Origin of the sequence: Azonexus hydrophilus (assembly GCF_905120355.1) — a bacterium.
Lineage (GTDB): Bacteria > Pseudomonadota > Gammaproteobacteria > Burkholderiales > Rhodocyclaceae > Azonexus.
Map to the genome: position 1 here is coordinate 179,614 of NZ_CAJHOB010000002.1, position 25,722 is coordinate 205,335.

The following is a 25,722-nucleotide window of genomic DNA, read 5'->3' on the forward strand; positions in this document are numbered from 1 at the left end:
TATGGCAAATCCAAAAAACAGGTCTGTGGCCGTCAAGGAAAGCACCTATCAGTGGGAGGGGCGCACCCGCGATGGCAAGCCGGCGCGCGGTGAAATGCGTGCGGCGACGGAAACCGTGGTGCAGAATCTGCTGCGCCGCCAGGGCATTACCGTCAGCAAGATCAAGAAATTGCGCCTCAAGTCGGGCGGCAAGATTACGGACAAGGACATCACCCTGTTCACCCGCCAGCTGGCGACTATGATGAAATCGGGTGTGCCGCTGCTGCAGTCGTTCGATATCGTCGGGCGTGGCCACGCCAATCCGGCAGTCGGTCGTTTGCTGCTCGATATCAAGTCGGAAGTGGAAACCGGCAGCTCGCTGTCGCAGGCGTTCCGTAAATATCCGCTCTATTTCGATGCGCTGTTCTGCAACCTAGTCGGTGCAGGGGAGCAGGCGGGTATTCTCGAAACCCTGCTTGATCGGCTGGCGACCTACAAGGAAAAAATCCTCGCCATCAAGAGCAAGATCAAGAAAGCCTTGTTTTATCCCATTGCCGTGCTGGTGGTGGCGTTCGTGATCACGGCGGTGATCATGATTTTCGTGATTCCAGCGTTCAAGGAAGTGTTCACGAGCTTTGGTGCGGAATTGCCGTTGCCGACCCAGATCGTGATTTCCATATCGGACTTTTTCGTGGAGTGGTGGTGGGCGATTTTTGGGGTGATCGGCGGCAGCATCTACGCTTTCCTTGAAGCCTGGAAACGGTCCGAAAAAATTCAGATGGTGATGGACCGCGCTTTGTTGCGGGCGCCGATTTTTGGTGACATCGTGCGCAAATCGGTCATTGCGCGCTGGACGCGGACTTTGGCTACCATGTTCGCGGCCGGGGTGCCGCTGGTGGAGTCGCTCGATTCCGTGGGCGGCGCATCCGGTAACCATGTGTACAAGGTGGCTACCCAGAAAATCCAGAGCGAAGTGTCGACCGGTACCAGCCTGACCGTGGCCATGCAGAATGCCGACGTATTCCCGAACATGGTGACGCAGATGGCGGCCATTGGTGAAGAATCCGGCTCGCTCGACGGCATGCTGTCGAAGGTGGCGGATTTCTTCGAACAGGAAGTCGATGACGCGGTCGATGCCATGTCCAGCCTGATGGAACCCCTGATCATGGTGGTCTTGGGGACGCTGATCGGTGGCATGGTGGTGGCGATGTATCTGCCGATTTTCAAGATGGGACAGGTGGTCGGCTGATGCTGCTCGATCTCCCGCCAGTGGTTCTGGTGCTGGCTGCCGGTGTGCTCGGTTTGTGCGTCGGCAGTTTTCTCAATGTCGTCATCCATCGTCTGCCACAGATGATGGAGCGGGAGTGGCAGGCCCAGTGCGCCGAATTGCGGGGGGAGCCGCCGACGGAGGCAGCCCCCTTCAATCTGCTGCTGCCCCGTTCGCGCTGTCCGCAGTGTGGTCAGGGTATCGGTGTGCTCGACAATATTCCGCTGCTGAGCTATTTCATTCTCCTGCGCGGCCGCTGCCGGCAGTGTCAAACTCCGATTTCCCTGCGCTATCCGCTGGTTGAGGCGCTGACCGGCGTGCTGTCGGCAGCGGTGGTCTGGCATTTTGGTGTGGGCTGGCTGGCGCTGGGTGCACTCTGTCTGACCTGGGCGCTGGTCGCGCTGGCCCTGATCGATCTGGATACCCACCTGCTGCCCGACAGCATCACCCTGCCGCTGTTGTGGCTGGGTTTGCTCTTCAACTTGACCGGACAATTCACCGATCTGGGCTCTGCCGTGGTAGGCGCCATGGCAGGCTATCTCGCGTTGTGGAGCGTGTTCTGGCTGTTCAAGCTGGTCACCGGCAAGGAAGGGATGGGCTACGGCGATTTCAAGCTGCTTGCTGCGCTCGGTGCCTGGTTGGGCTGGCAGATGTTGCCGGCCATCATTCTGTTGTCTTCCGTGGTGGGGGCTGCGGTTGGTATCGCGCTGATCGTGCTGGCGCGGCACGGGCGCAATGTACCGATCCCCTTCGGCCCCTACCTGGCTGCCGCCGGTTTGCTGGCGCTGTTTTACGGCCAGGAATTGACGCAGACCTACCTCGCCCTGCTCTATTGAGTGAGGTGGACCAGGGAAGTGGCGCGTTCACGCCGGTTTTTTCCGGCGTAAGGCGGTAAAATTCCCGGGTTTTGTGACCTGCTTCCTATCGTGACCCCTGTGGTGACCCCCGTGCCAGTTCCGTTTCGTCTTGCCATCAACGGCTATGGCCGGATCGGGCGCTGTGTCCTGCGTGCCTTGCACACGGCGCCAGGTCGCCCGCAGTTGGCGGTGACGGCCATCAATGAGCCTGCCGATCTGGCGAGCATGGCTTACCTGACCGAGTACGATTCCACGCATGGGCGTTTTCCCGGGTGTGTCGTGACAGGCGAGCGGCAGCTCGTGATCGCTGACCATCCGATCCGGGTTACGCACGCACGGGGGCCGGAAGAAGTGGATTGGCAGGACATCGATCTGGTGATCGACTGTTCCGGTGTCTATGGTCGGCGGGCCGAACTGGAACGCTTCCTGCGCGCCGGCTGCCCCGGTCTGTTGCTGTCGCATCCGGGGTTTTCTGCCGAAGATGTCGATGCCACCGTGATCTACGGTGTCAATCAGGAGGTGCTGCGGGGCAGTGAGCGTCTGCTGTCGGCAGGTTCGTGCACCACCAATGCCGTGGTGCCGGTGCTGGCCTTACTGGCGGAGAATTTCGGGATCGAGCAGGCGCAACTGACCACATTGCATTCGGTGATGAACGACCAACCGCTGATCGATGGCTACCACCATACCGATCTGCGCCGAACTCGCTCTGCCATGCAGTCCATCATTCCGGTGTCGACCGGCTTGAGTCGTGGCGTCGAGCGCTTGTTACCCGATCTGCAGGGACGTGTGCATGCCAAGGCGATTCGCGTGCCGACGCTCAATGTCTCGGCAATCGACCTCAATCTCATCACCCGGAAGCCGGTGACCGCGGCAGATGTCAACCAGCTGCTGCAGGCTGCGGCTGTCGGCGGCTTGCGGGGCCTGCTTGCCTACTCGGAGGCGGCGCATGCCTCGATCGACTTCAATCACGACCCGCACTCGGCTATCATCGATGCCAGCCAGACCCGGGTCAGCGGTGGGCATCTGCTCAATCTTTTCATCTGGTTCGACAACGAATGGGGCTTTGCCAATCGCTTGCTGGATGTGGCGCAGCACTGGCTGCTGCAGCGTAGTCAAACCGGGACGTGAAAGCTGAAACGTGAAAGGTGGGGCCAGGCGGACGGAATTCACCTTTCACTTCTCACTTTTTGCAGGACTTAAAACGGAGACACCATGAACGTCATCAAACTCACCGATCTCGATGTCAGCGGCAAGCGCGTCTTCATTCGCGCTGACCTCAATGTGCCGCAGGACGAGGCCGGTAACATCACCGAGGACACGCGCATTCGCGCCTCGCTGCCATCGATCCGCTACTGCCTGGAGAAAGGCGCGGCGGTGATGGTCACCTCGCATCTGGGGCGGCCGACGGAAGGTGAGCTGAACCCGGAAGATAGCCTGATGCCGGTAGCCGTACGGCTGGGGCAGCTGCTGCACGTGCCGGTACGACTGATCAGCGACTGGGTGGACGGTGGCTTTGAGGTCAAGCCGGGCGAGGTGGTGCTGCTTGAAAATTGCCGGGTGAACAAGGGCGAGAAGAAGAACAACGAAGAACTGGCGCAAAAGATGGCCCGGCTGTGCGATATCTATGTCAATGATGCCTTTGGTACCGCGCACCGCGCCGAGGCGACCACGCACGGCATGGCCAGGTATGCACCGGTGGCTTGCGCTGGCGTGCTGATGGGGGCTGAAATCGATGCGCTGACGCAGGCCCTGCACAATCCGAAGCGTCCATTGGTGGCGATTGTCGGCGGCTCCAAGGTGTCGTCCAAGCTGACCATCCTGAAATCCCTGGCCAACAAGGTCGATCAGCTGATCGTCGGCGGTGGCATCGCCAACACCTTCTTGCTGGCTTCCGGCAAGCGCATCGGCGAATCGCTGGCGGAGGCCGATCTGGTCAAGGAAGCGCACGCGATCATGGATATGATGAAAGAGCGGGGGGCGGAAGTGCCGTTGCCGAGCGACGTGGTGGTGGCTGACGAAGTCTCCGCCCTGGCACGTGCCAACAAGATCGGCATTGATGACGTCGGCGCCCACGACCGCATTCTCGATATCGGCCCCAAGTCGGCGGCGAAGCTGGCGGAAATCATCGCCAATGCCGGTACCATCGTCTGGAACGGTCCGGTCGGAGTGTTTGAGTTGCCGCAGTTTGCCGGCGGCACCAAGATGCTGGCTTCTGCCATCGCGCATTCGGAAGCGTTTTCCATCGCCGGTGGCGGCGATACGCTGGCCGCTATTGCCAAATTCAATATTGCGGCAGATGTCGGCTACATTTCTACTGGCGGTGGTGCCTTCCTCGAGTTTCTCGAAGGCAAGACCTTGCCGGCAATTGCTGTCCTGGAAGCGCGCGCCGCAGGCTGAGGAGTTGCATCATGGAAGAAAAACGCCGCGTACTGATCGTCGACCCGTCGCGGGTAGCCCGGGCGGCGTTGGCCAAACATTTGAGTGCGGAATACGATCTGCGCGAGGAAAGCGATGGCGAATCGGCCTGGCAGACGCTGGTCCTTGATCCTTCCATCGTCGCAGTGGTGACAGCGCTCAACCTGGGCAAGTGTGACGGTCACGCGCTTCTGCAGCGCCTGCGCAGCAACCGCCTGCACCGTTTGTCCGATCTGCCTTTTTTCCTCCTGATTTCCGAGAATGAACCGCTGGCCAACCGCGTGGCGGCCAAGGAGCGCGGCGTCAGCGATTTCATCGTGCGCGGCATGAGCGGCGACGAAATCCTTCTGCACATCGGGCGGCTGGTCAATTGGGAGGTCAGTTCGAGCATCATGCCGCCGGCGCCCGGCCCCTCCGGGCAGGCGTTCGTCAAGCGTCCGGCCATGTGTCGCCGGCTGTGCGATGAAATGAGCCGACACGGCAACAGCGCGGAATACAGCGCAGCGGTGCTGGCCTTCGGGCTGACGCAGGAGCAGATGCTGCGGCAGCGTTTCGGCGCGGCGGCAGTGGAGGATCTTGGCCGGCGTGTGGCCGATCTCATTCACAGCAAGATCAATGGGCGTGATGCCATGGCGCTGGGTGACGGCTCGACCTGCCTGATTGCCTCGCCGGGGACCACGCTGGCCACGGCCCATGCTTTCGCCCAGCGGGTGTGCCGGGCGCTGGGCGAACAGGCGATCAGGGTGGGCAAGGAACGCTTGCAGATCAGTGTCAGTGCAGGATTGGCCAGCCTGCCGGTTGATACCGGGCGGACCGCGTCGCAATTGATCGATCTGGCCCTGGCGCGCCTGGAGCAGGCGCGCCATTCGCCGGGTAATCTGGTGGTCAGTGCGGCTGATCCGGAGTACGTCGACCCGCTTTCCAGCTTGCGCTCCTGGCAGGGCGTGGATGCTGCCAATCAGCGGCTGGCGCAGGCCGGGCTCGACATGTTGCCGCTGATGCGGCTGCTGGAGACTGAATTCAACCTGGGGTTGCCGCTGGAGCAGATGGAAGGCCGTTTTCGCCAGCATGTTTCCCTTTCTGCCAACACGACCAACAATTGAACGGAGCAGCATGAGTCGTCATACCAAAATCGTCGCCACGCTTGGCCCAGCCTCCTCTTCGCCGGAAGTGCTGGAGCGTATGGTGGCGGCGGGCGTTAACGTCGTCCGCATGAATTTCTCGCATGGTACGGCCGAGGACCATCTGGCACGGGCCCGTACAGTGCGCGAGGCGGCTGCCCGGCAGCGCCAGATCGTCGGCCTGCTGGCCGATCTGCAGGGGCCGAAGATTCGTATCGGCAAATTTGCCGAAGGTGCCGTGATGCTGGCCGAAGGGGCCTCCTTCATCCTCGATGCGCAGTGCAAGGAAGGTAGCGCCGAGCGCGTCGGGCTGGACTACAAGGAGCTGACGCGTGATGTGCGCCCCGGCGACACCCTGCTGCTTGATGACGGTCGCTTGAAAGTGCGGGTGGAAGCCGTGCGCGGCAGCGAGATACACACCCGCGTGCAGGTTGGCGGCAAGCTCTCCAACAACAAGGGCATCAACCGCCAGGGCGGCGGCCTGAGCGCCCCGGCGCTGACCGCCAAAGACATGGAGGACATCAAGACGGCGGCGGCGCTGGGTGTCGATTACGTCGCCGTGTCCTTTCCCAAGAATGCGGCGGACATGTACATGGCGCGGCAATTGCTGCGTGCCGCCGGCAGCAAGGCGGCGCTGATTGCCAAGATCGAGCGGGTCGAGGCAGTCGATAACTTGCAGGAAATCCTCGAAGCCTCCGATGGCATCATGGTGGCGCGCGGCGATCTGGCGGTGGAAGTCGGCGATGCCGCTGTACCCGCCTTGCAGAAAAAGATGATCCGTCTGGCGCGTGACTACAACAAACTGACCATCACCGCCACCCAGATGATGGAATCGATGATCAGCTCGCCCGTGCCAACACGGGCCGAAGTGTCCGACGTGGCCAATGCCGTACTCGACGGCACCGATGCGGTGATGCTGTCAGCAGAAACGGCTGCCGGCAGCTATCCGGTGGAAACCGTCGAATCGATGGCGCGCATCTGCGTCGAAGCCGAGCGGTCGACGGACATCACCCTCGAGCGCGAATTCCTCGATCGGGTGTTCAACCGCATCGATCAGTCGATTGCCATGGCGGCCATCTGGACTGCGCATCACCTCAAGGTCAAGGCCATCGCCGCGTTGACGCAATCGGGTTCGACCGCCTTGTGGATGAGCCGTCTCAACTGCGGGCTGCCCATTTATGCTTTGACCCCGGATGCTGAAGCGCTGTCGCGCATGTCGCTGTATCGCGAAGTCCGGCCGCTGCTCATGCAGCAGCAGCATACCGAGCGCGAGCAGTTGCTGGCCGAGGCGGAAACGCTGCTGATCGAGCGCGGTATCGTCGAACGTGGCGACCTCATCGTGCTCACCATCGGCGAGCCCATTGGCAGCATCGGTGGCACCAACACCTTGAAGATTGTCCGTGTCGGCGAGCATTGCTGATTGAATGAACGGGCGGGAGAGGACGCGGGAATGCAGCTGCCGCCGTTTGCAAAACGCTCCCGCCCGGGCACAATTCCGCTTTTGCTGCATTCATCGCATCCGTCCGCGGCAAGCATCACTTTTCATATTTCACAGGAATTCCCATGCCTCTCGTTTCCCTGCGCCAACTGCTCGATCATGCTGCCGAAAATGATTACGGCCTGCCCGCCTTCAACGTCAACAACATGGAACAGGTCTGGGCGATTATGGAAGCGGCCAGCCAGCTCGACGCCCCGGTGATCATGCAGGCCTCGGCCGGCGCCCGCAAATACGCCGGCGAACCCTTCCTGCGCCACCAGATCCTGGCTGCGCTCGAAGCCTACCCGCACATTCCGGTGGTCATGCACCAGGACCACGGCCAGAGCCTGGCGGTGTGCATGGCCGCGATCAAGTCCGGTTTCTCGTCGGTGATGATGGACGGCTCGCTGGAAGCCGACGGCAAGACCGTCGCCAGCTACGAGTACAACGTCGACGTCACCCGCAAGGTCACCGAACTGGCGCACAGCATCGGCGTTTCGGTCGAAGGCGAACTGGGCGTGCTCGGCTCGCTCGAAACCATGCAGGGCGACAAGGAAGACGGCCACGGCGCCGAGGGCAAAATGACCCGTGACCAGTTACTGACTGATGTCGAGCAGGCCGCCGATTTCGTCCGCCAGACCAACTGCGACGCGCTCGCCATCGCCATCGGCACCAGCCACGGCGCTTACAAGTTCACCAAGAAGCCGACCGGCGACATCCTTGCCATCGATCGCATCGCCGAAATCCATGCCCGCATTCCGAACACGCACCTGGTGATGCATGGCTCGTCGTCGGTACCGCAGGAGCTGCTCGAGGAAATTCGCCAATTTGGCGGCGACATGAAGGAAACCTATGGCGTGCCGGTCGAGGAAATCGTCAAGGGCATCAAGCATGGCGTGCGCAAGGTCAACATCGACACCGACATCCGTCTGGCGATGACCGGCGCGGTGCGTCGCTACCTGTTCGAGAACCCGTCCAAGTTCGACCCGCGCGACTACCTCAAGCCGGCCCGCGAAGCCGCCAAGAAAATCTGCCTCGCCCGCTTTGAAGCCTTCGGCTGTGCCGGCCAGGCGAGCAAGATCAAGCCGCTGGCGCTGGATAAAATGGCCGAGCGTTATGCCCGGGGTGAGCTCAATCAACTCGTGCGCTGAAACTGCTGCGTTTATTTAATTGGTATTGCGCACGGCTTGGGGCGCTGGATAATTGAAGTAAAACAGGTTCTCATTTAATTCGCTCGTAGAGCCGTTTCCAGTTTTCTGCGGTTTCAGTGTTTTTTTGTTCAGGTCGGCAAATCACGAAAGGATTCTCCGGCAACGCTTGGTCAGATTGTCACAATCCACGACATCGATCAGCACGCCGGAGGGTTGAAACCCTCCGGCTTTTTTTGTGCCGTTGCGCCGCTAGTTAAGGCATCTTTGCGCTTTTTTCGCAAATCGGGTTTTTTTCGCAGGAAAAGTGGCGAAAGTCGGTGTAATGTATTTGTAAAGTTATGTTAGTTTAGTTCTTTACAAAATATAAGCGGCTAATCGGTTCATGTTGATCTGCCGCCTTCAGATTCGTACAACAATGTAAGAAATTGGTGAAGCAATGAAAAATAATCAGCCAGTGACGCGTAACGAAATTTCTTTTCCCAAAAATGCTTATATTGTTTCTCGCACCGACCTCAAAGGTGTCATCACCCATGTCAATGATGCCTTTGTCGAGATCAGCGGTTTTACCCGCGACGAGTTGATCGGTCAGAGCCAGAACATCATCCGGCATCCGGATATGCCAGAAGCTGCGTTCCGCGATATGTGGGCGACCATACAGGCAGGAAATCCGTGGCGCGGTGCGGTCAAGAACCGCTGCAAGAACGGCGACTTTTACTGGGTGGAAGCGTTCGTCATGCCCTTGAAGCGGCAAGGGAAGATTACGGGATACCAATCAGTGCGCACCCCGTTGTCGTCAGCCAAACGTGCCGAAGCCGAGCGGCTGTATGCAGCTGCCGGGCAGAAAGGGGCGCTGCCAACAACACGTCGGCGCCATCTGCCTTTGCGCGTGCTCATCGGCGGCACCATGCTGCTGCTGCTGTGCATGATGGCCGTACTGGGATTTTCCGGATTGTCCGGCCTGAAAGCGAGTAATGAGCAGTTGGTTGGCATGTATGAGGAAAACATGCAGCCGAGCAGCCTGGTCAACCGGGTCATTTTCCTGCTGGCGGATAACCGCACCCAGGTCATGCTGGCGTTGCAGCACGATCCGGCCAACGCGGCGGCGGCACTGCACGATCATGCGCTCGACCGGTATGTTCAGGCATTCCAGAAAAACCGCCAGGAAATCGATGTGTTGCTGGCCAGCTTGCAGGCAGCGCGGCTGAGCGAAAAGGAAAAGCCTTTGCTCGAAGGCTTGATGGCTGCACGCGTGCGCTATGTCGAAGACGGGCTTGATCCGGTCATGACCCTGCTGCAGGGTGGGAAATACTACGACGCCAATGCCGCACTGCTGACGCGGATCAATCCGCTCTACGCCGAGCTGCAGAAAGCAGGGCAGACGCTGATCGACGAGCTTGCCGCTGGCGCCAGTGCCCGTTACCGCGAAGCTGAAGCGCGCTATGCCAGCATCCGCAACTTCGGTCTGGGATTGCTCCTGCTGGCTGCAGTACTGGCGGTGGGGGCCGGCCTGTTCCTGCTCAACAGCATCGCGGTTCCGATCCGGAAAACGATTGCCTTGTTCGAGCGCATTGCCGAGGGCCAGCTGACCGATGAGATCGAGATCGGCAGCTGCAATGAAACGGGGCAGCTGTTGTGCAACCTGGCGATCATGCAGAACAACTTGAAAGTCGTGCTCGACGATATCAATGCCGCCTCGCGCGCGGTCAGTGAGCGCAGCCACCAGCTGGAAAGCCAGATGGAGCAGGTCAGCCAGCAGTCCGAGCAGCAGCAGTCCAGCGTCGAAGGGGTGGCGGCGGCCACCGAGGAATTCAGTCAGTCGGTGCAGGAAGTGGCGGCCAATGCGCACGATACGGCGCAGGCAGCGCAAGAAGCCCAGGGCCAGGTGGTGGAGAGCAACCGCCACATCAACCAGAGCATGGTAGCGACGACGCGCGTGGTCGATGCTGTGCAGGCGTCCAGTCAGACCATCGATCAGCTGAATCAGGCCATCGCCAAGATTGGCGACATCACTGGCGTGATTAGCGATATCGCCAACCAGACCAATCTGCTGGCGCTCAACGCGGCCATTGAAGCGGCACGGGCGGGCGAGCAGGGGCGCGGTTTTGCCGTGGTGGCGGATGAAGTGCGCAAGCTGGCCGAACGGACGACAGCGTCCACCGCTGACATCAAGAGCACCGTGAGCGAGATTCAGTCGGTCACGGCGCAGGCAGTGAGCAGCATGAATACCGCCTCGCACGAGGTCGAAACCGGCATTGGCATGCTGCGCGAGAGTGTGGCGGGTCTCGAGGGCATCACGCATTCTTCCAGCCAGGTGACGCAGATGGCCGGGCAGATTTCCGACGCTTCCCGTCAGCAGGGCATTGCCAGTGAGGAAGTGGCGGCGAGCATGCAGCAGATCACCGACCTGATCGAGCAGAACACCGATTCCGCTCGCAATGCCCGGCAGGCGGCGGCGGAATTGCTGGACACGGCGCAGACCCTGCGCCAGCTGATTGCCAGCTTCGAACTGTACCGTCACTGAGCGGCAGGTTTTTCCGCCGCAGCTTAGAATGGGGGCTTCACCGCCCCCATTGTCTTGCCATGTCTTTTTACCGCCGCCTGCTGCTGCTTTTTCTAACGCTTCTGCCCTTGGGGGTGGCGGCTCAGTTGCCGGATGAGTTTCGCCGCGAGTTGACCAGCGCGAAAATCCCCTTGACCAGCGTTGCCGTGGTGGTGCAGGGGCTGGATGCCCCGGCGCCGATCATCAGCCACAATGCCCAGCAGCCGATGAATCCGGCGTCGGTGATGAAGCTGGTGACGACCTTTGCCGCACTCGACCTGCTCGGGCCGGCCTACACCTGGCCGACGCGCGTGTTGAGCGAGGCTGCGGTGCGGGACGGCGTGCTGGCTGGTCATCTTTATCTGCAGGGAAGTGGCGATCCGCAGCTGGCCAGCGAGCATGTCTGGCAATTGCTGCGGCAGCTGCGGGCGCGCGGCATTGAGCGTATCGATGGCGACATCGTGCTCGACCGCACCGCCTTTGCCGCTGTTGATTTCGATCCCGCTGCCTTTGACGGCAAGCCGCTGCGCCCCTACAACGTCGGGCCGAACGGTCTGTTGCTCGATTTTCAGGCGCTGCGGTTTGCCCTGCAGCCGGCAGAAGGGCGCAGCGTTAACGTCTTCCTTGAGTCGCCCGTCAGCGGTTTCGTCCTCGACAACCAGCTACGTCTGCAGGAAGGACCGTGCGCCGACAACTGGCGCGACCGTATTCATCTGCAGCTGATGCCGGCAGCGAGTGGGCAGCGCCTCGTCGCCAGTGGTGACTATGCTCGCCAGTGCGGTGAGCGCAGCCTGAGTTTGGCCCCCTTGTCTGCCGATGCGCATGCGGCCAGTCTCATTGCCAGTGTGTGGCAGGAGCTCGGTGGCCGGCTGACCGGGCGGGTGCGGGACGGCTCCACGCCCGCCACGGCGCAGCGCCTGCTGCAGCACGAATCCTTACCGCTCAGCCATGCCGTGCAGGGCGTTAATAAATTCAGCAACAACGTCATGGCGCGCCAGCTCTTCCTCAGTCTCGATGATAGTGCCGCGCCAGCGACAGCTGCCGGGGCCGGGCGGCGGGTGCAGGCCTGGCTGGCGACGCTGGGGGTGAATGCGCCAGAGCTGGTGTTGGACAATGGTTCCGGCCTGTCGCGCCGGGAGCGGATCAGCGCGGCCAGCCTGAATGCCCTGCTACGTACGGCCTGGCAGCGGCCGGTGATGCCCGAATTCCTGGCCAGCCTGCCGCTGGCGGGGATCGACGGCACCATGAAGAAACGCCTGAAAAACAGCGCGGCGAGTGGTCGGGCGCGGATCAAAACCGGTTACCTCAATGGGGTGCGTAGTGCCGCCGGCTACGTGTTTGACCCGCAAGGCGGGCGCTATGCGGTGAGTGTGCTGATCAACGACCCCCGGGCGGCGGACGGTGTCGCGGCGATTGATGCGCTGCTCGACTGGCTGGCGGCAGGGGGGCGCTGATGTCCGCTGGCGTGTCGCCCTGGCAGCAACTGGCTGACGCCGGCCTGAATCGCCAGCATGTGTTCGCCCTGGCCGACCTGCCGCCGGAACTCCGCCAACAGATCGCGGCGCAGGATGGCGAAACCCAGCTCATCCTGCTGGGACACGCCGGCCAGCTGTTATGGGAAAAGGTGCAGGCGGCGCAACGCGACCAGGCCGTCGATGCAGTTGCGGCCGACCCCATCGATGCTTACACCGTGACCTGCGTCCGGCGTTTCTTCGCCCGCCAGGCGCCCGGCGTGGCGTATCGCATCCTTTATCCCGGTGCGCCGAGCGTGGGCCTGCAGGCGCTCGGGCAGCTGGCCGGCTGGCATCATGCCGCACCGTTCATGGTGGGCATCGATCCGCAGTGGGGCAGCTGGTTCGCCTACCGTGCCCTGATCGTTGCCGCCAGTGATTTCCCACTGAGTGAGCCCCAGACACATGCCCACCCTTGCGCGGCCTGTTCGGAACCATTGTGTCGCACGGCTTGCCCGGCGGCGGCGCTGCAAGCGTCCTTCGATCTGACCGCCTGTGCCGACTTCCGCTTGCAGCCGGCCTCTCCCTGTGCCACCAATTGCCTGGCCCGGCGCGCCTGCCCGCTGGGCCAGCAGCACGCTTATGACGCGCGCCAGATGCAGCATAGCTATGGCTACTCGCTGCAGGCATTGCAGCGTTGGCGGGCAGGACAGGCAGACAGCCCCGGCCTCTCGGCAGCAGACTGATCTCTCCGGCCGTCCGTTGGTAACGGGTGGCGTGCGCCGCGGCAAGCTCTGCTAAGATCGGGCCCACGACTCGAAATCCGCCACGGGCAGAGCATTTTCCCGTTTGGCACCTGTGTGAAGGAATGCGCCTGTGACTACCGTGAACTCCGTCCGTGATCTGCATGTTCTGCTCGTCGAACCGTCCACGACGCAAGCGCATCTGGTCCAGCGCATGCTGGAGAACGCCGGTGTGGCAAGCGTTGATATCGTCAGCAGCGGTGCCGATGCCCTGGCAGCACTGGCGCAGGAAGTGCCTGGGCGGGTCCTGATCAGCAGTCTTTACCTGCCGGACATGGCCGGTACCGACCTAGTGGAAGCCCTGCGCCTCGATGTGCGCCATACTGCCCTGCCGTTCCTTCTCATTTCCAGCGAAACGCGGCCGCAGCGTCTGGAAGGGGTGCGCCAGTCGGGCGCCTGCATGATCCTGCGTAAACCATTCACGCCGGATGAGTTGGCTCGGGCCCTCAATGCCGCGGTCGATTACCTGAATCCGCCGGCCGAACTGGATATCGAGGAAATCGAAGCGCTGCGTGTGCTGGTGGTCGACGACAGTTTTGCCTCGCGCCAGCACCTGCAGCGCTTGCTGAAAAGTCTGGGTATCGAGCAGATCATGTTGTGCAACAACGGTAAGGAAGCGGTGGCGATCCTGGGCGAAAGCATGGTCGATCTGGTCATTACCGACTACAACATGCCGGAAATGGACGGTGCGGCGTTGGTCGATTACATCCGGAAACAGAGCTGGCAGAGCGATGTGCCGGTCCTGCTGGTGACCAGCGAGCAGAACAAGGGGCGGCTGGCCGCCGTGGAGCGGGCGGGGGTTTCCGCCATCTGCGACAAACCCTTCGACGCCGCCAGCATTCGCCGCCTGATCAGCGACGCCTTGCGCTGAGCCAGCGGGCCACCTGCTGCTGCCCGACGATTGCCGCGCACAGCAGGACCAGCAGCGGATCGAAGAGAACGTCCCAGAGGTTGGCGAAGATTCCCGTCAGCCAGACGCCGAGGTCGGCGGCCAGGATCAGCAGCCATGGCGTTTGCCGCCGCACCCACAGCCACAGGGTGAGCCCGCCGAGGAGGGCGAGCAGCAATCCCGGCTGGTAACCGAGGGCGTAGGGCGTAAATTCGCCCGGTAGCGCCCCGGCGACATAAAACAGTAGCGCCGCGCCGAGCAGATAGCGGGCGCTCGACGCCGTCAGCGGTGTGAGCGGCGTGGTCGGCAACTGGAGCAGGGCCAGCATCAGCAGGGTCACCGAGGGCGGGCCAAACCAGGCGTGCAGCAGCGGCGCAATGCCGGCCAGCAGGGCAATGGTGGTGGCGATCAGCGCTGCCCGTTGCCGCAGATGGCCCAGCGGCAGGCGGCTGACCAGGGCGCCACAGAGCAGGCCATGGCCGAGCAGGCCGTAAATCGCGAGCAGATTCATGCGCCGCCTCCGGGGAGGGCGTCGCCGCAACTGGTGCGCATGTTCCCCCGGCTCATGGCGCCTCTCCTTCGCTTGTCAGCCAGGCCGGCGTGAAAGCGAGGTGCTGCAGGCTATGTCCGCGCCAGACATAGAGTAGATGGATGCGGCCGTCGCCCGTCCTCTGCAGCACCGGGTCGGTCAAGGGCTGGGGCGCATCGGGCGTCGGCGGGGCGCTGGCCACCCGGCGCACGCTTTGCCACGACTTGCCGTGTGTATCCTGGGCATCACCCCACCAGAGCCAGAGTTCGCTGTGCTGCGGATCGCTGCTGCCGGCCAGCAGCAACTGCTCGCCGCCGAGGGGCAGCAGGGCATGCCGACCGTGTGTCGGCAAGGGCCGGGCAGCCAGCGCCCCGCCGGCGTCGGTGCGGGCAATCACCTGTCCGTCGGCATTGAGCCGCAGCCAGAAAAAATGGGGGGCGTCGGGGCGCTCGGCCAGCGCCAGCAAACTGCCGCCATCCGCCAATGCCTGCGCGGGGCGTGCGCTATCCAGGAGACCACCCTGTAGCCAAGAGGAGACCGGTAGTCGGCGCGGCCTACTCCAGCTATGGCCGGCATCATGGGAAGTCATGCGGTAGATGGCCGGGCGCGTCCCTTGTCCGGGACCATGGGCGTTGAACCACAGATCGAGGCGGTCGGCATGGGCCAGCAGGTGCGGTCGTGAGATGCCGCGCAGGTGGGCCAGCGAGTGACCGGCAGCCGTTTCGCGGGTGACGAGGGCGTATGGCTCGTGCCAGTTCTGTTGCTGCAAGGTGCTGAACCAGATGGCCTGATCCGCCAGGTGCTGGCCATGCCCCTCGCCCAGCCAGACGGCAGCTAGCCGGCCATCCGGCAGGGCCGCCAGGCTAGGGCTGCTGACGCGGGCACTGCTGCCGGGCAGGGTGAGGCGATAATGGCTGGCCGGCAGGACTGTGTTGGGCAGCGCGACGGGTGCAGCCAGCGCTGGCGCCGGCGGTTCAGTGCTGCGGCCGTAAGCGGCGAGCAGGAGTAGCGCACAGAGTGCGGCTGCGAGATGATGGCGGCCGTTGTTGAGAGAGCGGAACATGCCGTGCGGCAGGCGGGGAATGGGGCGCATGCCGGCATTGTAAAGTCTCTTTTTCTTTTGCCGTATCAAGGTCGTTCGCTGACAAGGGTGTGATAATTTCCGCCCCGGGGAGATACATGATGCGCATCCATCGTTTCATCTTGGCCACTTCGGCTATCGTAGCCGCGCTTTTTTTTGGCGGTGCTTACTGGGCGCTCGATCGGGTGTTCGACAACATCGTGCGCGACAACGCTGCGCGGTCATCCGAATCGGCTGCCCGGATCACTTTTGCGGCCATGTACCAGCTGATGAGCAAGGGCTGGAGCCGCAGTCAGGCCGACAATTTCCTGCGTGACGTCGCCAACGCCGGTGCTGACGACAGCATGCAGGTACAGATCTACCGCGGCGCCGCGGTGGAGGAGCTGTACGGCATCATCGCCCAGCCGCCGCTGGATGACACCCTGCGCCAGGTGCTGGCCAGCGGGGTGGCGCAACGCATCGACAGCGACAGCGAAGCGCGCCATATCTATCCGCTGGTGGCCGATGGGCGCTGCCTCAAATGCCACGACAACGTGCAGCAAGGGACGGCCCTGGGGGCAATCGAAGTGCGTCAGCAATATGCCGGCCTGCTGGCCGAGGCGCGCAAGGAATTGCTGTGGGCGTTTGCCCTGCTGCTGCCGATTGCCGGTTTCTTCGCCGGTGCAGCGGTATGGTGGGTTGGCCGGCGGATCGAGCAGGGCGTGCAGCAGTTGCAGGAAGAGTTCGAGCAAGTTGATGCCGTCGCCGATCTGAAAGCCCTAGCGGTAGCCGAGCGCGACTTCGGGTTTGTCGAACTGAACCGCATCGATGCCGCCTTGCGCGAACTGCTGGCGAAGTTGCGCAACATCGCGGTGGACAAGGACATCCTCAGTTTCGAGATCGGCCTGCTGGAAAAATTCGTCATCACCGCCGAGGTGGTGCGCGACTGGCGCGACTACGTCAGCCGTCTGCTGATCGACATCAACACCATCCTGCCGGCGCATACCTTGTTTTCCATTTTCAAGATCGACGAGGAAATGTTCGATCTGGAAGTGTTCTGGTACGGCCCGGCGACCTTCGAAACGCGTCAGCGCATGGAGGAGTACATCCGCCACTCGCTGCACGAAGCCGATAACTTTTCTGAAGGGCGCCTGTTCGCCATTCACCATCACATTGCCGACACGCAGGCGCCGCCCGTGGTGTTGAGCGACGACGAAGTGGCGCTGCGGGTCAAGTCGTTCTTTGTCGATAAACCCAAAATCGGCGGCATCGTCGGTATTGGTGTGCAGGCCGGCGTGCTGGAAGATGAAACCCGCTATCTGGTCGTCGAAAGCGTGCTGTCCACCCTGCTCAACGTGGTCGGTTCGGTCAAGGCGATCTACAAATACACGCGCGATCTGGAGTACTACGCCACCCGCGACCCCCTCACCGACCTGTTCAATCAGCGCGTGTTCTGGGAGCTGTCCACCTACGAAATCGGCCGTGCCCAGCGGCATGGCTACAGCTTCGGCGTGCTGCTGATCGATCTCGACAACTTCAAGCTGATCAACGACAACTACGGCCACAGCGCCGGCGATTCCTATCTGCAGCGGCTGGCGCGGCAGGTGCAGTCGGCGCTACGCGAGGGTGACATCCTGGCGCGCTATGGTGGCGACGAGTTTGTCGCGCTCTTGCCGGAGGCCAATCTGGATACCGTGGTGCTGGTGGCGCAGCGGGTCCGTGCCGCGATCGATCGGCTGGAAGTGGCAATCAACGGCGATGTCCGCCTGCGGGGCACGGCGTCGGTTGGTCTGGCGGTGTTCCCCGAACATGCCGACAACGCCAAGGACCTGCTGATGTTTGCCGACAACATGATGTATCGGGCCAAGGCGGCGGGCAAGGATCAGGTGGCCATTCCCACCACCGACGATGTGGTGGAAATTTTCCGCGACCTGTCGCAGAAGAGCCAGATGGTCATGGCGGCAATCGAGGACAAGCGTGTCATCCCCTACTTCCAGCCCATTCTCGATGTCGGGGGCAAGCGGATTGCTGCCTACGAGGTGTTGTCGCGCATCGACCTGGCCGGGCAGATGATCCGTGCCGACGAATTTGTCGAACTGGCCGAAAAAATGGGCGTCATCCACCGCCTCGACCTGCTGGTGCTGGAGCGGGCGCTGAAATCCCTGCAGGCGCAGGGGCACCGGGGCGAAATCTTCGTCAATCTGTCGCCACGGGCGCTGGTGCTGAACGAGTTCTCGCGCGAAATACGGCGCATCGTCGCGGAACACGGCGTGGCGCCCGAGCGCATCGTGTTCGAGATCACCGAACGCGATACGGTGAAGAACCTGGCGCTGCTGGAGCAGTTCCTGATCGATTTGAAGGCAGACGGCTTCAAGCTCGCCATCGACGATTTCGGCTCCGGGTTTTCCTCCTTCCACTACCTGCGCCGTTTCCCCATCGACTATCTCAAGATCGAAGGCGATTTCATCGCCAACATGCTGAGCAGCGACAAGGACCGCACCTTCGTCACCAGCATCCGCTCGCTGGCCCGGGAAATGGGCATCGCCGTGGTCGCCGAATACGTCGAATCGGCGGAAGTTCTGGCCGAACTGGAAAAAATGGACACCCATCTCGCCCAGGGCTACTACATCGGTCGCCCGGCGGCACAGATACTGCCCGAGGCATGGTCGGCACCGGAAGGGAGCTAAGCCGGCCTGTTGCCTGAACAGCCTGTCAGCGCGTGCATTGTGCGCGGCAAGAGTGGGTATCCGGGTTTGACAAACCAGTATTTTCCTTTCACTCTCTGGATTGTGATTTTTTGAAAGGAAAACTCATGTATTACAGTGAGTTGTCAAATAACCAGATGCGTATTGCGGTGGATTTGCGGCAAACCTTTGAGGTTTATAGGGAGGCGCGGCGCAACGCCGCCAGGTATGCGGGTGGTTTGGCCTGGAAAGCGGTGGCAGGCCATGAGTACCTTGTCAAAATTACCAATCGACGTGGCGGCACCAGAAGTATGGGGCCGCGCTCGCCTGCCACGGAATCCATTTATGCTGAATTTGTAGCGGGCAAGGCACGCGCAAAGGAAAGGGAGGCGAGTCTCGCGCAATCCGTTCAGGAATTTGCCGGCATGGCGAAGGGGATTTTTCTGAATCGCGTACCCTCGATCGTCACGGCGACATTGCGCAAGCTCGATGATCATGGCCTTCTCGGCAAGAATCTCATGGTGATCGGGACGCATGCGATGTACGGGTATGAATCGGTGGCTGGTGTCCAGTTCGATGCGGGGCTGATGGCGACCACGGACGTAGACCTTCTGTGGGATGCACGTGCGACCTTGAAGCTCGCCTTTCTGGATGACGCGGTGGCCGAAGCCGGCGTTCTCGCTATTCTGCAAAAAGTGGACCGCTCGTTCGAGCCAGTGCGGAAAGGTGATTTCCGGGCGGTGAACAAGGCGGGTTTTTACGTTGATCTGGTGAAGCAAGCGCCAAACCCACCCTGGAAGAAGGGGGAGCCGGAGCGAATCGCAGCCGAAGACCTGAAACCTTCCTGGCTCCCCAATATCAAGTGGCTCCTGGCAAGTGAGAAATTTCAGTCGATCGTGGTCGGCCAGGACGGATTGCCAGCACCTATGGTCTGTCCGGACCCGCGAGCCTTTGCGGTGTACAAGCAATGGCTCAGCGCGCAGCCTGACCGTGATCCGGGGAAGGCGAAGCGCGATCAGCAGCAGGCAGCGGCGACCATCGCATTGGTGCGCGATAAATTTCCACACCTGGCACTTGATGAGAACGCTGAACGCATGTTTCCGGCGGCGGTACGCAAACTTTCCCGTGGAGTTGAGTTCGGGTTGTGAGGCACAAGCTTCACATTCTCTGACGTACCTGCTCAGGCGGATCGATGTGTGGGCAAGCAACCGCCGGAAGCGCGTGGTGAAAACGTCCAGGCTGCAGTTCCTCGATTCCGGCCTGTTCGCGCGGGATGACGGGTTTGGTCTTCACACCTTGGCTGCGGGTTTGGCTGCCTTGCGCACCCGATCCCGCAGCCCGTCGAAGTAGCGGGCATCCGCGGGGGGGGCGGGGCCGATGCTGCCCCAGCCAACAGCAAAGCACGCAGCTTTGCCCAATCTGCATTTTGAGATTTTTGCCGCGCCTGCGGGCCGGGGGGCGGCGCAGGCGCGGCGGGTGGGGGTCAGCAGCCCTTGTAGTTGGGTTTGCGTTTTTGCATGAAGGCGTCGATGCCTTCGCCGGCGTCTTCGCTCATCATGTTGCAGGCCATGACTTCGCCGGCATAGGCATAGGCATCGGCCAGGCCCATTTCCAGCTGCTGGTAGAACATGCCCTTGCCCATGCGGATGGCGACGGCGCTCTTGGCGAGGATGCTGCCGGCCAGCGCTTCGATTTCCGCGTCCAGCGCATCGGCGGGCACGACGCGATTGACCAGGCCTTTGGCGCGAGCTTCCATGGCGTCGATGAAATCGCCGGTGAGCAGCATTTCCAGTGCCGCCTTGCGGCCCAGATTGCGCGCCAGGCCAACGGCCGGGGTCGAGCAGAACAGGCCGACATTGATGCCGGAGACGGCAAATTTCGCCACATCAGCGGCCACCGCCAGATCGCACATCGAGACCAGCTGGCAGCCGGCGGCCGTGGCGATGCCGTGCACCCGGGCAATGACCGGCTGCGGCATGCGGGTGAGGGTGAGCATCACCTCGGCGCACTGCTTGAACAGCCCCTGCATGTAGGTCTTGCTGTGATTGGCGCGCATTTCCTTCAGGTCATGGCCGGCGCAGAACGCCTTGCCGGCACCCGCCAGCACCACCACGCGCACCGTCTCATCGGCGGCGATGGCGTCGAGTTCCTTCTGCAACGCGCTCAGCAACGCTTCCGAGAGCGAATTGAACTGGCCCGGGCGGTTCAGGGTCAGGGTGGTCAGGCCGTCGGCGCGGTCGGCGCGCAGCAAGAGGCTGTCGTCGTGATTCATGTTGTCTCCTTGATGGGTTATCGGTGAGCGGATGAATGTACCCGAGAGCCGCCGCGTGTGCCAGCCCGCGCCGTCGGCGCGTGGCGATCTCGACGACTTGCGTGTGATCAGTACGACCAGGGGTTGACTATCTCTACAGGCAGGCAGGATTTCTTTCAAGTTTTCAGTTTCGGCGGTGCCTATTTTCCGTAATTTACGTTGATAGATTCCGTAATTTACGTTGATGGATTCCGTAATTTACGATAAAGTTTTCGCATGAACAGGGCATCCATTTTTCCGCGTCGGATCGAGTCGCGCATCGCTGAAGCGCTGCTGGACACGCCGGTCGTGTTGCTGGCAGGCCCTCGTCAGGCGGGCAAAACCACGTTGGTACGGCAAATCGCAGAACAACAGGGCTTGCACTATCTGACCCTGGACGATGCGCTGACATTGCTATCGGCGCAAGAAGATCCGGTCGGGATGATGCGCAGCTTGGGGCGCGCCGTGATCGATGAAATCCAGCGCGCGCCTCAGTTGCTGCTGGCCATCAAGAAGAGTGTGGACGAAGACCGGCGTCCAGGTCGTTTTCTGCTGACCGGTTCGGCCAACTTGATGGCGTTGCCCACCGTGGCCGACTCACTCGCAGGCCGAATGGAAACCCTGTCGCTGTTGCCTTTGTCGCAGAGCGAGATCCAGTCGTGCTCGGCGAACTGGATCGATAGCGCCTTTGCCGGCCGGCTACTCAAGGTGGATCAGCCTGTACTGGGCAGTGACCTGGCTGAACGCGTGCTGCGTGGCGGCTACCCCGAAGCCATTGCACGCCCCTCGGCCAAGCGCCGTGTCGCGTGGGCACGTCAGTACATTGACGCGATCATTCAGCGCGATGTGCGTGATGTGGCGGGCATCGAGAAGCTCGATCAGTTGCCGCGATTCCTCCGTGCCCTGGCGCAGACGGCAGGCCAGATGTGCAATTACGCCCAACTCGGCAGCCAGGTCGGCCTGGATGGCAAGACCGCCGCGCGCTACGTCGGCGTATTCGAGCAGATGTACCTGCTCAGGCGGATCGATGTGTGGGCAAGCAACCGCCTGAAGCGCGTGGTGAAAACGTCCAAGCTGCAGTTCCTCGATTCCGGCCTGTTGGCGGCCTTGCTCGATCTAAGCTTCGTTGAGGTGCAGCAAGATCGTACGCGTTTTGGCCATGTGCTGGAGACCTTTGTCTTTGCTGAGCTACTCAAGCACACGACCACAGCGGATGGCGACTATCGCCTGATGTACTACCGGGACGCGGACAAGTTCGAAGTCGACATCGTGATCGAGAATGCGGCCGGGCAGTTGGTCGGGGTCGAGGTGAAAGCGGCAGCCACCGTCAGGGAAGGCGATCTGCGTGGGCTGAAGAAACTGGCTGGCCTCGCCGGCAGCCAATTCAAGATGGGGGTGTTGTTGTACGACGGCGCCGAGACACTGCCCTTGGGGGACGGAATCTGGGCAGCGCCGCTGTCGAGTTTGTGGGGTGGGTCGAAGTAGACAGCGCAACAGCAATGTGTCTCTCCTTTGTCGTATCCCGTGAACATACCCAGGGCCTTTTGACTGATACACAGCAGGCGTGCCCCCCCGGCAGCAGAAACTACGCGGGGTTGAGTTAAAACGGCAAGAACAGGTTTTGGGGATGATCCGACATCTGCTCGAAACCATAACGTTGATAGAACTCGACTGCGGAGTGTTTCGCATTCACGACAAGACCCATACCGCCAACCTCACCGGAAATACGAGTCGCTCGGTCAATGGCGTCAAAGAGCATGAACTCCCCGACGCCTTTTCCTTGGTGCCCTGATGCGGTTGCTAACCGCCCAAGGCGAAAGACAGGCACCTTGTTAGGCAACCGTTTTCCATATTGCGCAGGTAACTCGGTATTCACCAGCTCAGCAAGGCTAATTGCGTAGAAGCCGAGGATTTCAACACTTGTTTCGTTAGCTACCGAGACAAAGGTCGAGGAAACCCCCTTCTCCTTGTGTTGCCTGGCGGTCTGTTGCAGCCAGCCATTCAGGCCGGCATCACCGCAATCGAAGCTTTTCCTGTCGTGCCTGTCGTTAAGCGGTAGAACCAGCATCGTTCTTTAACCTCAGATAACGGGCTTGTGCCTGAAGAAATTTTTCATTGCGCGGCGGCGGATTCTCAATCATCTCCAGCAGCCGCAAAGATTCCCGTCGAGTCAGGACAATCGTTGATTCGCTTTCAATGATCTTTTCAGCCTTTTCGAGAGCCGCTTGAACGACAAACTGGTTCAGCGTCGCGCCAACGAGGTCCGCTGCCGCTTGCAGCTTTTCCTGCACATGGTCAGTGATTCTCGTGGTGAGCCGCTTTCCTGTCTGAGCGAGCATGGCAGCCTCCTTGGTAGCCAATGGTTGATGGCCCTCAGTATGGACGCGTGGCGTCATTTTGTCACCACTTGGCTACTCTTCAGTCTTCACCAACGCCATGCATTCCCGCATTTCATCGGCGAAAGTATTCGGCTCCATCATGCGCTTCATGGCGCCGGGGATCTGCTTGATGTCCAATCAGACAGCCGAGCACTTCAGCCCCCGCGCGCCCCTCCTGGTTGGCAGCTGCTGGGCGAGCAGCCCGCCGAGCGGAAAGGTTAACGCAAAACAGCCGCCCGAAGGCGGCTGTTTATGGTTCTAAGCTAGCGGGGCTAGATTAGAAAGCGTGACGAACGCCAACGCCATACACGTTCACGTCGGTGTTCTTTTCTTCCGGACGAACAGCAACGAAAGCGGCGTAAGCGGTGGTGCGCTTCGACAGGGAGTAGGTTGCAGCCAGGGTGTAGGCCTTGTTCTTGTCGTCGCTGACGCCGGCGCCTTGATCGATCTTGGCTTGAGCGTATTCACCGATCACACCAATCTTGGCGGTGACAGGAACGGTAGCGGACAGAACCCAACGCTTGTTCTTCAGGTTGCCGTTGCTAACGCCAGCGGCGGTGACGCCTTGCTCAATCTTGGCGTGCTGATAGGCAGCTTGCAGCTTGGCAACACCGAAGTCGTAGCCAGCACGGACACCCCATTCGGTAGCGTCAGAGTTTTTTGCACGGGAAGGATCTGTAGCAAGAGCAGTCACTTCAACCGGGTCACCGACGAGAACGGCTCCGCCGAGGCCACTACCATTTGCAGCCCACTGTTCAGCAGTTCCCGCATTCTTTTCAGTGGAAACCTTGCCATAAACCAGACCAGCGGTCAGCGGGCCACCGTCGTAATTAACAGCGATCAGGGTGGCGGTGTTATCTTTCAGGTCGTCTGTAGCTGCAGACTCGGTCAGGCGAGCGTGGTTCAGTGCAACAGTCACGCCACCGAAGGACGGCGAGATGTAGGCAACGGCGTTATTAGCGCGGCTGATAGCGTTGAGCAGCGGGAAATCCTCTGCGTCCGAAACCCGGTTAATAGCGCCAATCGAAGTCGAGCCACCCAGAGCCGAGCCGGCAACGGTGTAATCCAGGCCAGCGGTTTGCAGACGGCCGGCCACGACGGTACCGAAGCCGCCGGTCAGGCCGACGAATTGTTGACGGGCATTAGCAACGCCGCCATTAGAGGCACCGATGCCGGTGTTGTTGTCCAGCTGCAGGCCGTATTCGAGGGTGAAGATGGCCTTCAGGCCGTTGCCCAGGTCTTCTGCGCCCTTGAAGCCGATGCGCGAGGTGGACAGCACGCCGGAGTTGATGTTGTGCTGGAACTTGCCACCATCAGCGTCGATGCCGACGTAACCGACGTCAGCGATACCGTAGATCTGAACGTTGGTTTGTGCGAAAGCGGTGCTGGAAGCGGCTGCGGCGATGGCCAGAGCGATGAGTTTCTTTTGCATCAGAAGATCTCCTTAGTGGTTAGTTTTTGGTTGGTAGCGAAAAGAAGTTTTCGGTACCAACCAAGCATTACCTCTCAAAACGAGAAGTTGAGGCGCATTGTGCAAGTCACCGGGAAGGGGGGCAAGGCGTGAATGGGCTGAGCATGCTCTTTTGTTAAATTTTGTTGCGCATCCGCAACAGGGGGGCACTGACCCGCGCGGGGTGGCGGGCTTTCAGGCTAACATTCGCCCCGTGCGTGTGGCCGGATGCGGCGCACGGCCTTGCCCTTGGATGAATGATGCAGCTTGCGTTTTGCCTTTATAAATATTTCCCCTTCGGTGGTCTGCAGCGCGATTTCTTGCGCATTGCCCTGGCCTGTCAGGCGGCGGGGGCGGCGGTACGGGTCTATACGCTCTCTTGGCAGGGCGATCTGCCGCCGGGGTTTGAATTGGTGGTCGTGCCGGTGCGGGCGTGGAGCAATGCGCGCCGTTATGCGAAGTTCAGCGCCTGGGTGGCGCGTGATCTGGTGGCACGGCCGGTGAAGCGGGTGGTCGGGTTCAACAAGATGCCGGGGCTGGATGTGTATTTCGCGGCGGATGCTTGTTACGAGGACAAGGCACGCAGTCTGCGTCATCCGTTGTACCGGTTGTCCGGGCGTTACCGGCATTTTGCGGCGTATGAGCGGGCGGTATTTGCGCCGGCCAGTCGCACTGACATTCTGTTGATTGCGCCAGCGCAGCAGGCGGTGTTCGAGCACTATTACGCGACACCGGCGGCGCGTTTTCATCTGCTGCCGCCCGGGATTGCGCGGGACCGGCGGGCGCCGCCGGATGCGGCGGCCATACGGGCCGCGTTCCGCGCTGAATTTGGACTGATGGCGGAAGATTTCCTGCTGTTGCAGGTGGGCTCGGGGTTCAAGACCAAGGGGCTGGACCGCAGTCTGCTGGCGCTGGCGCATTTGCCGCCGGCGCAGCGGGCACGCACGCGCTTGATCGTCATCGGCCAGGATGCACCGGGGGGATTTCGCCGCCAGGCGGCGGCCCTGGGCTTGGCAGAGCAGGTGGACATCCTGGCGGGACGCAGCGATATTCCGCGCTTCCTGCTCGGCGCCGACCTGCTGATTCACCCGGCTTACAATGAAAATACTGGTACGGTGCTGCTGGAAGCGCTGGTGGCGGGGTTGCCGGTGTTGTGCACCGGGGTCTGTGGCTACGCGCCCTATGTGACGGCAGCGGCCGGTGGGCTGGTATTGTCGGAGCCGTTCGCGCAGGAGGCGCTGGATGATGCGCTGCAGCGCATCATCGCGCAGCCGGAGCAGCGCCGCGCATGGCAGCAGAACGCCTTGGCCTGGGCCGAGGTTGCGGATATTTATAGCAATGCCGAACGGGCGGCGGAGATCATCATGCAGGAAAGTGCGTAA

The 25,722-nt window shown here is 61.4% G+C and carries 21 protein-coding genes; 15 read left to right on the plus strand and 6 right to left on the minus strand.

Translation table 11 applies throughout. The features are described from left to right. Window position 1: 1 nt before the first annotated feature. The 11 genes from JYJ39_RS02245 (at window position 2) to JYJ39_RS02295 (ending at window position 13,931) form a co-directional block, all read left to right on the plus strand. On the plus strand, window positions 2-1,228 hold the full coding sequence (locus JYJ39_RS02245) for a type II secretion system F family protein (protein WP_205201730.1): 1,227 nt from the start codon (window positions 2-4) through the stop codon (window positions 1,226-1,228). Beyond that, window positions 1,228-2,082: a prepilin peptidase gene (locus tag JYJ39_RS02250; RefSeq protein ID WP_205201731.1), complete on the plus strand. Its 855-nt coding sequence runs from the start codon at window positions 1,228-1,230 to the stop codon at window positions 2,080-2,082. Before JYJ39_RS02245 ends, JYJ39_RS02250 begins: the two co-directional genes overlap by 1 nt. A 111-nt stretch (window positions 2,083-2,193) precedes the next feature. Beyond that, window positions 2,194-3,231, plus strand: coding sequence for a type I glyceraldehyde-3-phosphate dehydrogenase (locus JYJ39_RS02255; protein WP_240189507.1), 1,038 nt, complete (start codon window positions 2,194-2,196; stop codon window positions 3,229-3,231). 84 nt (window positions 3,232-3,315) lie between these two features. Next, window positions 3,316-4,500, plus strand: coding sequence for a phosphoglycerate kinase (locus tag JYJ39_RS02260; protein ID WP_205201733.1), 1,185 nt, complete (start codon window positions 3,316-3,318; stop codon window positions 4,498-4,500). A gap of 11 nt (window positions 4,501-4,511) precedes the next feature. After that, window positions 4,512-5,621 carry a GGDEF domain-containing response regulator gene (locus tag JYJ39_RS02265; protein WP_205201739.1) on the plus strand — a complete coding sequence of 370 codons (1,110 nt, stop codon included), beginning with the start codon at window positions 4,512-4,514 and terminating at the stop codon, window positions 5,619-5,621. Between the two features lie 10 nt (window positions 5,622-5,631). Next, complete coding sequence (gene pyk, locus JYJ39_RS02270) at window positions 5,632-7,059, plus strand: pyruvate kinase (protein ID WP_205201741.1); 1,428 nt, start codon at window positions 5,632-5,634, stop codon at window positions 7,057-7,059. A gap of 143 nt (window positions 7,060-7,202) precedes the next feature. Next, window positions 7,203-8,267, plus strand: a complete 1,065-nt coding sequence (gene fba, locus JYJ39_RS02275; protein WP_205201743.1) for a class II fructose-bisphosphate aldolase — start codon at window positions 7,203-7,205, stop codon at window positions 8,265-8,267. Window positions 8,268-8,703: 436 nt separating this feature from the next. Further along, window positions 8,704-10,788 carry a methyl-accepting chemotaxis protein gene (locus JYJ39_RS02280; RefSeq protein WP_205201745.1) on the plus strand — a complete coding sequence of 695 codons (2,085 nt, stop codon included), beginning with the start codon at window positions 8,704-8,706 and terminating at the stop codon, window positions 10,786-10,788. A gap of 59 nt (window positions 10,789-10,847) precedes the next feature. Next, window positions 10,848-12,260, plus strand: a complete 1,413-nt coding sequence (gene dacB, locus JYJ39_RS02285) for a D-alanyl-D-alanine carboxypeptidase/D-alanyl-D-alanine endopeptidase (RefSeq protein WP_205201747.1) — start codon at window positions 10,848-10,850, stop codon at window positions 12,258-12,260. Next, window positions 12,260-13,003 (plus strand): hypothetical protein, encoded by a 744-nt coding sequence (locus JYJ39_RS02290; RefSeq protein WP_205201748.1) that lies wholly within the window; start codon window positions 12,260-12,262, stop codon window positions 13,001-13,003. The genes dacB and JYJ39_RS02290 overlap by 1 nt, the downstream gene beginning before the upstream one ends. A 130-nt stretch (window positions 13,004-13,133) precedes the next feature. Further along, window positions 13,134-13,931, plus strand: coding sequence for a response regulator (locus JYJ39_RS02295; protein WP_205201749.1), 798 nt, complete (start codon window positions 13,134-13,136; stop codon window positions 13,929-13,931). Here the strand turns inward: JYJ39_RS02295 and JYJ39_RS02300 are convergent. Continuing rightward, entirely contained in the window at window positions 13,912-14,460 is a 549-nt protein-coding gene (locus JYJ39_RS02300) for a hypothetical protein (protein ID WP_205201750.1), read from the minus strand. The genes JYJ39_RS02295 and JYJ39_RS02300 overlap by 20 nt on opposite strands. A 52-nt stretch (window positions 14,461-14,512) precedes the next feature. Next, window positions 14,513-15,571, minus strand: coding sequence for an exo-alpha-sialidase (locus tag JYJ39_RS02305; RefSeq protein WP_205201751.1), 1,059 nt, complete (start codon window positions 15,569-15,571; stop codon window positions 14,513-14,515). Window positions 15,572-15,657: 86 nt separating this feature from the next. Here JYJ39_RS02305 and JYJ39_RS02310 point away from each other — a divergent pair, with 86 nt between their 5' ends. Beyond that, a complete protein-coding gene (locus tag JYJ39_RS02310; RefSeq protein WP_240189508.1) occupies window positions 15,658-18,225 on the plus strand; it encodes a putative bifunctional diguanylate cyclase/phosphodiesterase in 2,568 nt (855 codons plus the stop codon). A gap of 125 nt (window positions 18,226-18,350) precedes the next feature. Beyond that, window positions 18,351-19,370 carry a GSU2403 family nucleotidyltransferase fold protein gene (locus tag JYJ39_RS02315; RefSeq protein ID WP_205201752.1) on the plus strand — a complete coding sequence of 340 codons (1,020 nt, stop codon included), beginning with the start codon at window positions 18,351-18,353 and terminating at the stop codon, window positions 19,368-19,370. A gap of 335 nt (window positions 19,371-19,705) precedes the next feature. Here the strand turns inward: JYJ39_RS02315 and JYJ39_RS02320 are convergent, their stop codons facing one another. Next, window positions 19,706-20,494, minus strand: a complete 789-nt coding sequence (locus JYJ39_RS02320; protein ID WP_205201753.1) for an enoyl-CoA hydratase — start codon at window positions 20,492-20,494, stop codon at window positions 19,706-19,708. A gap of 255 nt (window positions 20,495-20,749) precedes the next feature. Here JYJ39_RS02320 and JYJ39_RS02325 point away from each other — a divergent pair, with 255 nt between their 5' ends. Beyond that, a complete protein-coding gene (locus JYJ39_RS02325) occupies window positions 20,750-21,997 on the plus strand; it encodes an ATP-binding protein (protein WP_205201755.1) in 1,248 nt (415 codons plus the stop codon). A gap of 115 nt (window positions 21,998-22,112) precedes the next feature. Here JYJ39_RS02325 and JYJ39_RS02330 read toward each other — a convergent pair whose 3' ends face one another. From JYJ39_RS02330 to JYJ39_RS02340, 3 genes are all read right to left on the minus strand, one after another. Continuing rightward, window positions 22,113-22,580, minus strand: a complete 468-nt coding sequence (locus tag JYJ39_RS02330; RefSeq protein ID WP_205201757.1) for a GNAT family N-acetyltransferase — start codon at window positions 22,578-22,580, stop codon at window positions 22,113-22,115. Then, window positions 22,561-22,851: a DUF1778 domain-containing protein gene (locus JYJ39_RS02335; RefSeq protein ID WP_205201758.1), complete on the minus strand. Its 291-nt coding sequence runs from the start codon at window positions 22,849-22,851 to the stop codon at window positions 22,561-22,563. The genes JYJ39_RS02330 and JYJ39_RS02335 overlap by 20 nt, the downstream gene beginning before the upstream one ends. Before the next feature lie 316 nt (window positions 22,852-23,167). Then, window positions 23,168-24,322, minus strand: a complete 1,155-nt coding sequence (locus JYJ39_RS02340; RefSeq protein ID WP_205201759.1) for a porin — start codon at window positions 24,320-24,322, stop codon at window positions 23,168-23,170. Between the two features lie 278 nt (window positions 24,323-24,600). On the opposite strand from JYJ39_RS02340, the gene JYJ39_RS02345 reads away from it, so the two are divergent. Then, the gene (locus JYJ39_RS02345) at window positions 24,601-25,722 is read left to right on the plus strand and encodes a glycosyltransferase family 4 protein (RefSeq protein WP_205201760.1); all 1,122 of its coding nucleotides are present in this window, start codon (window positions 24,601-24,603) and stop codon (window positions 25,720-25,722) included.

Bases quoted from the DNA above. Each gene is read 5' to 3' on its own strand.
- JYJ39_RS02335 (WP_205201758.1), bottom strand. From the start codon at position 22,851: ATGCTCGCTCAGACAGGAAAGCGGCTCACCACGAGAATCACTGACCAT.
- JYJ39_RS02290 (WP_205201748.1), top strand. From the start codon at position 12,260: ATGTCCGCTGGCGTGTCGCCCTGGCAGCAACTGGCTGACGCCGGCCTG.
- dacB (WP_205201747.1), top strand. From the start codon at position 10,848: ATGTCTTTTTACCGCCGCCTGCTGCTGCTTTTTCTAACGCTTCTGCCC.
- JYJ39_RS02340 (WP_205201759.1), bottom strand. From the start codon at position 24,322: ATGCAAAAGAAACTCATCGCTCTGGCCATCGCCGCAGCCGCTTCCAGC.
- JYJ39_RS02315 (WP_205201752.1), top strand. From the start codon at position 18,351: ATGTATTACAGTGAGTTGTCAAATAACCAGATGCGTATTGCGGTGGAT.
- JYJ39_RS02310 (WP_240189508.1), top strand. From the start codon at position 15,658: ATGATGCGCATCCATCGTTTCATCTTGGCCACTTCGGCTATCGTAGCC.
- JYJ39_RS02330 (WP_205201757.1), bottom strand. From the start codon at position 22,580: ATGCTGGTTCTACCGCTTAACGACAGGCACGACAGGAAAAGCTTCGAT.
- JYJ39_RS02300 (WP_205201750.1), bottom strand. From the start codon at position 14,460: ATGAATCTGCTCGCGATTTACGGCCTGCTCGGCCATGGCCTGCTCTGT.
- JYJ39_RS02280 (WP_205201745.1), top strand. From the start codon at position 8,704: ATGAAAAATAATCAGCCAGTGACGCGTAACGAAATTTCTTTTCCCAAA.
- JYJ39_RS02260 (WP_205201733.1), top strand. From the start codon at position 3,316: ATGAACGTCATCAAACTCACCGATCTCGATGTCAGCGGCAAGCGCGTC.
- JYJ39_RS02265 (WP_205201739.1), top strand. From the start codon at position 4,512: ATGGAAGAAAAACGCCGCGTACTGATCGTCGACCCGTCGCGGGTAGCC.
- JYJ39_RS02250 (WP_205201731.1), top strand. From the start codon at position 1,228: ATGCTGCTCGATCTCCCGCCAGTGGTTCTGGTGCTGGCTGCCGGTGTG.
- fba (WP_205201743.1), top strand. From the start codon at position 7,203: ATGCCTCTCGTTTCCCTGCGCCAACTGCTCGATCATGCTGCCGAAAAT.
- JYJ39_RS02345 (WP_205201760.1), top strand. From the start codon at position 24,601: ATGCAGCTTGCGTTTTGCCTTTATAAATATTTCCCCTTCGGTGGTCTG.
- JYJ39_RS02320 (WP_205201753.1), bottom strand. From the start codon at position 20,494: ATGAATCACGACGACAGCCTCTTGCTGCGCGCCGACCGCGCCGACGGC.
- JYJ39_RS02305 (WP_205201751.1), bottom strand. From the start codon at position 15,571: ATGCGCCCCATTCCCCGCCTGCCGCACGGCATGTTCCGCTCTCTCAAC.
- JYJ39_RS02245 (WP_205201730.1), top strand. From the start codon at position 2: ATGGCAAATCCAAAAAACAGGTCTGTGGCCGTCAAGGAAAGCACCTAT.
- JYJ39_RS02325 (WP_205201755.1), top strand. From the start codon at position 20,750: ATGAACAGGGCATCCATTTTTCCGCGTCGGATCGAGTCGCGCATCGCT.
- pyk (WP_205201741.1), top strand. From the start codon at position 5,632: ATGAGTCGTCATACCAAAATCGTCGCCACGCTTGGCCCAGCCTCCTCT.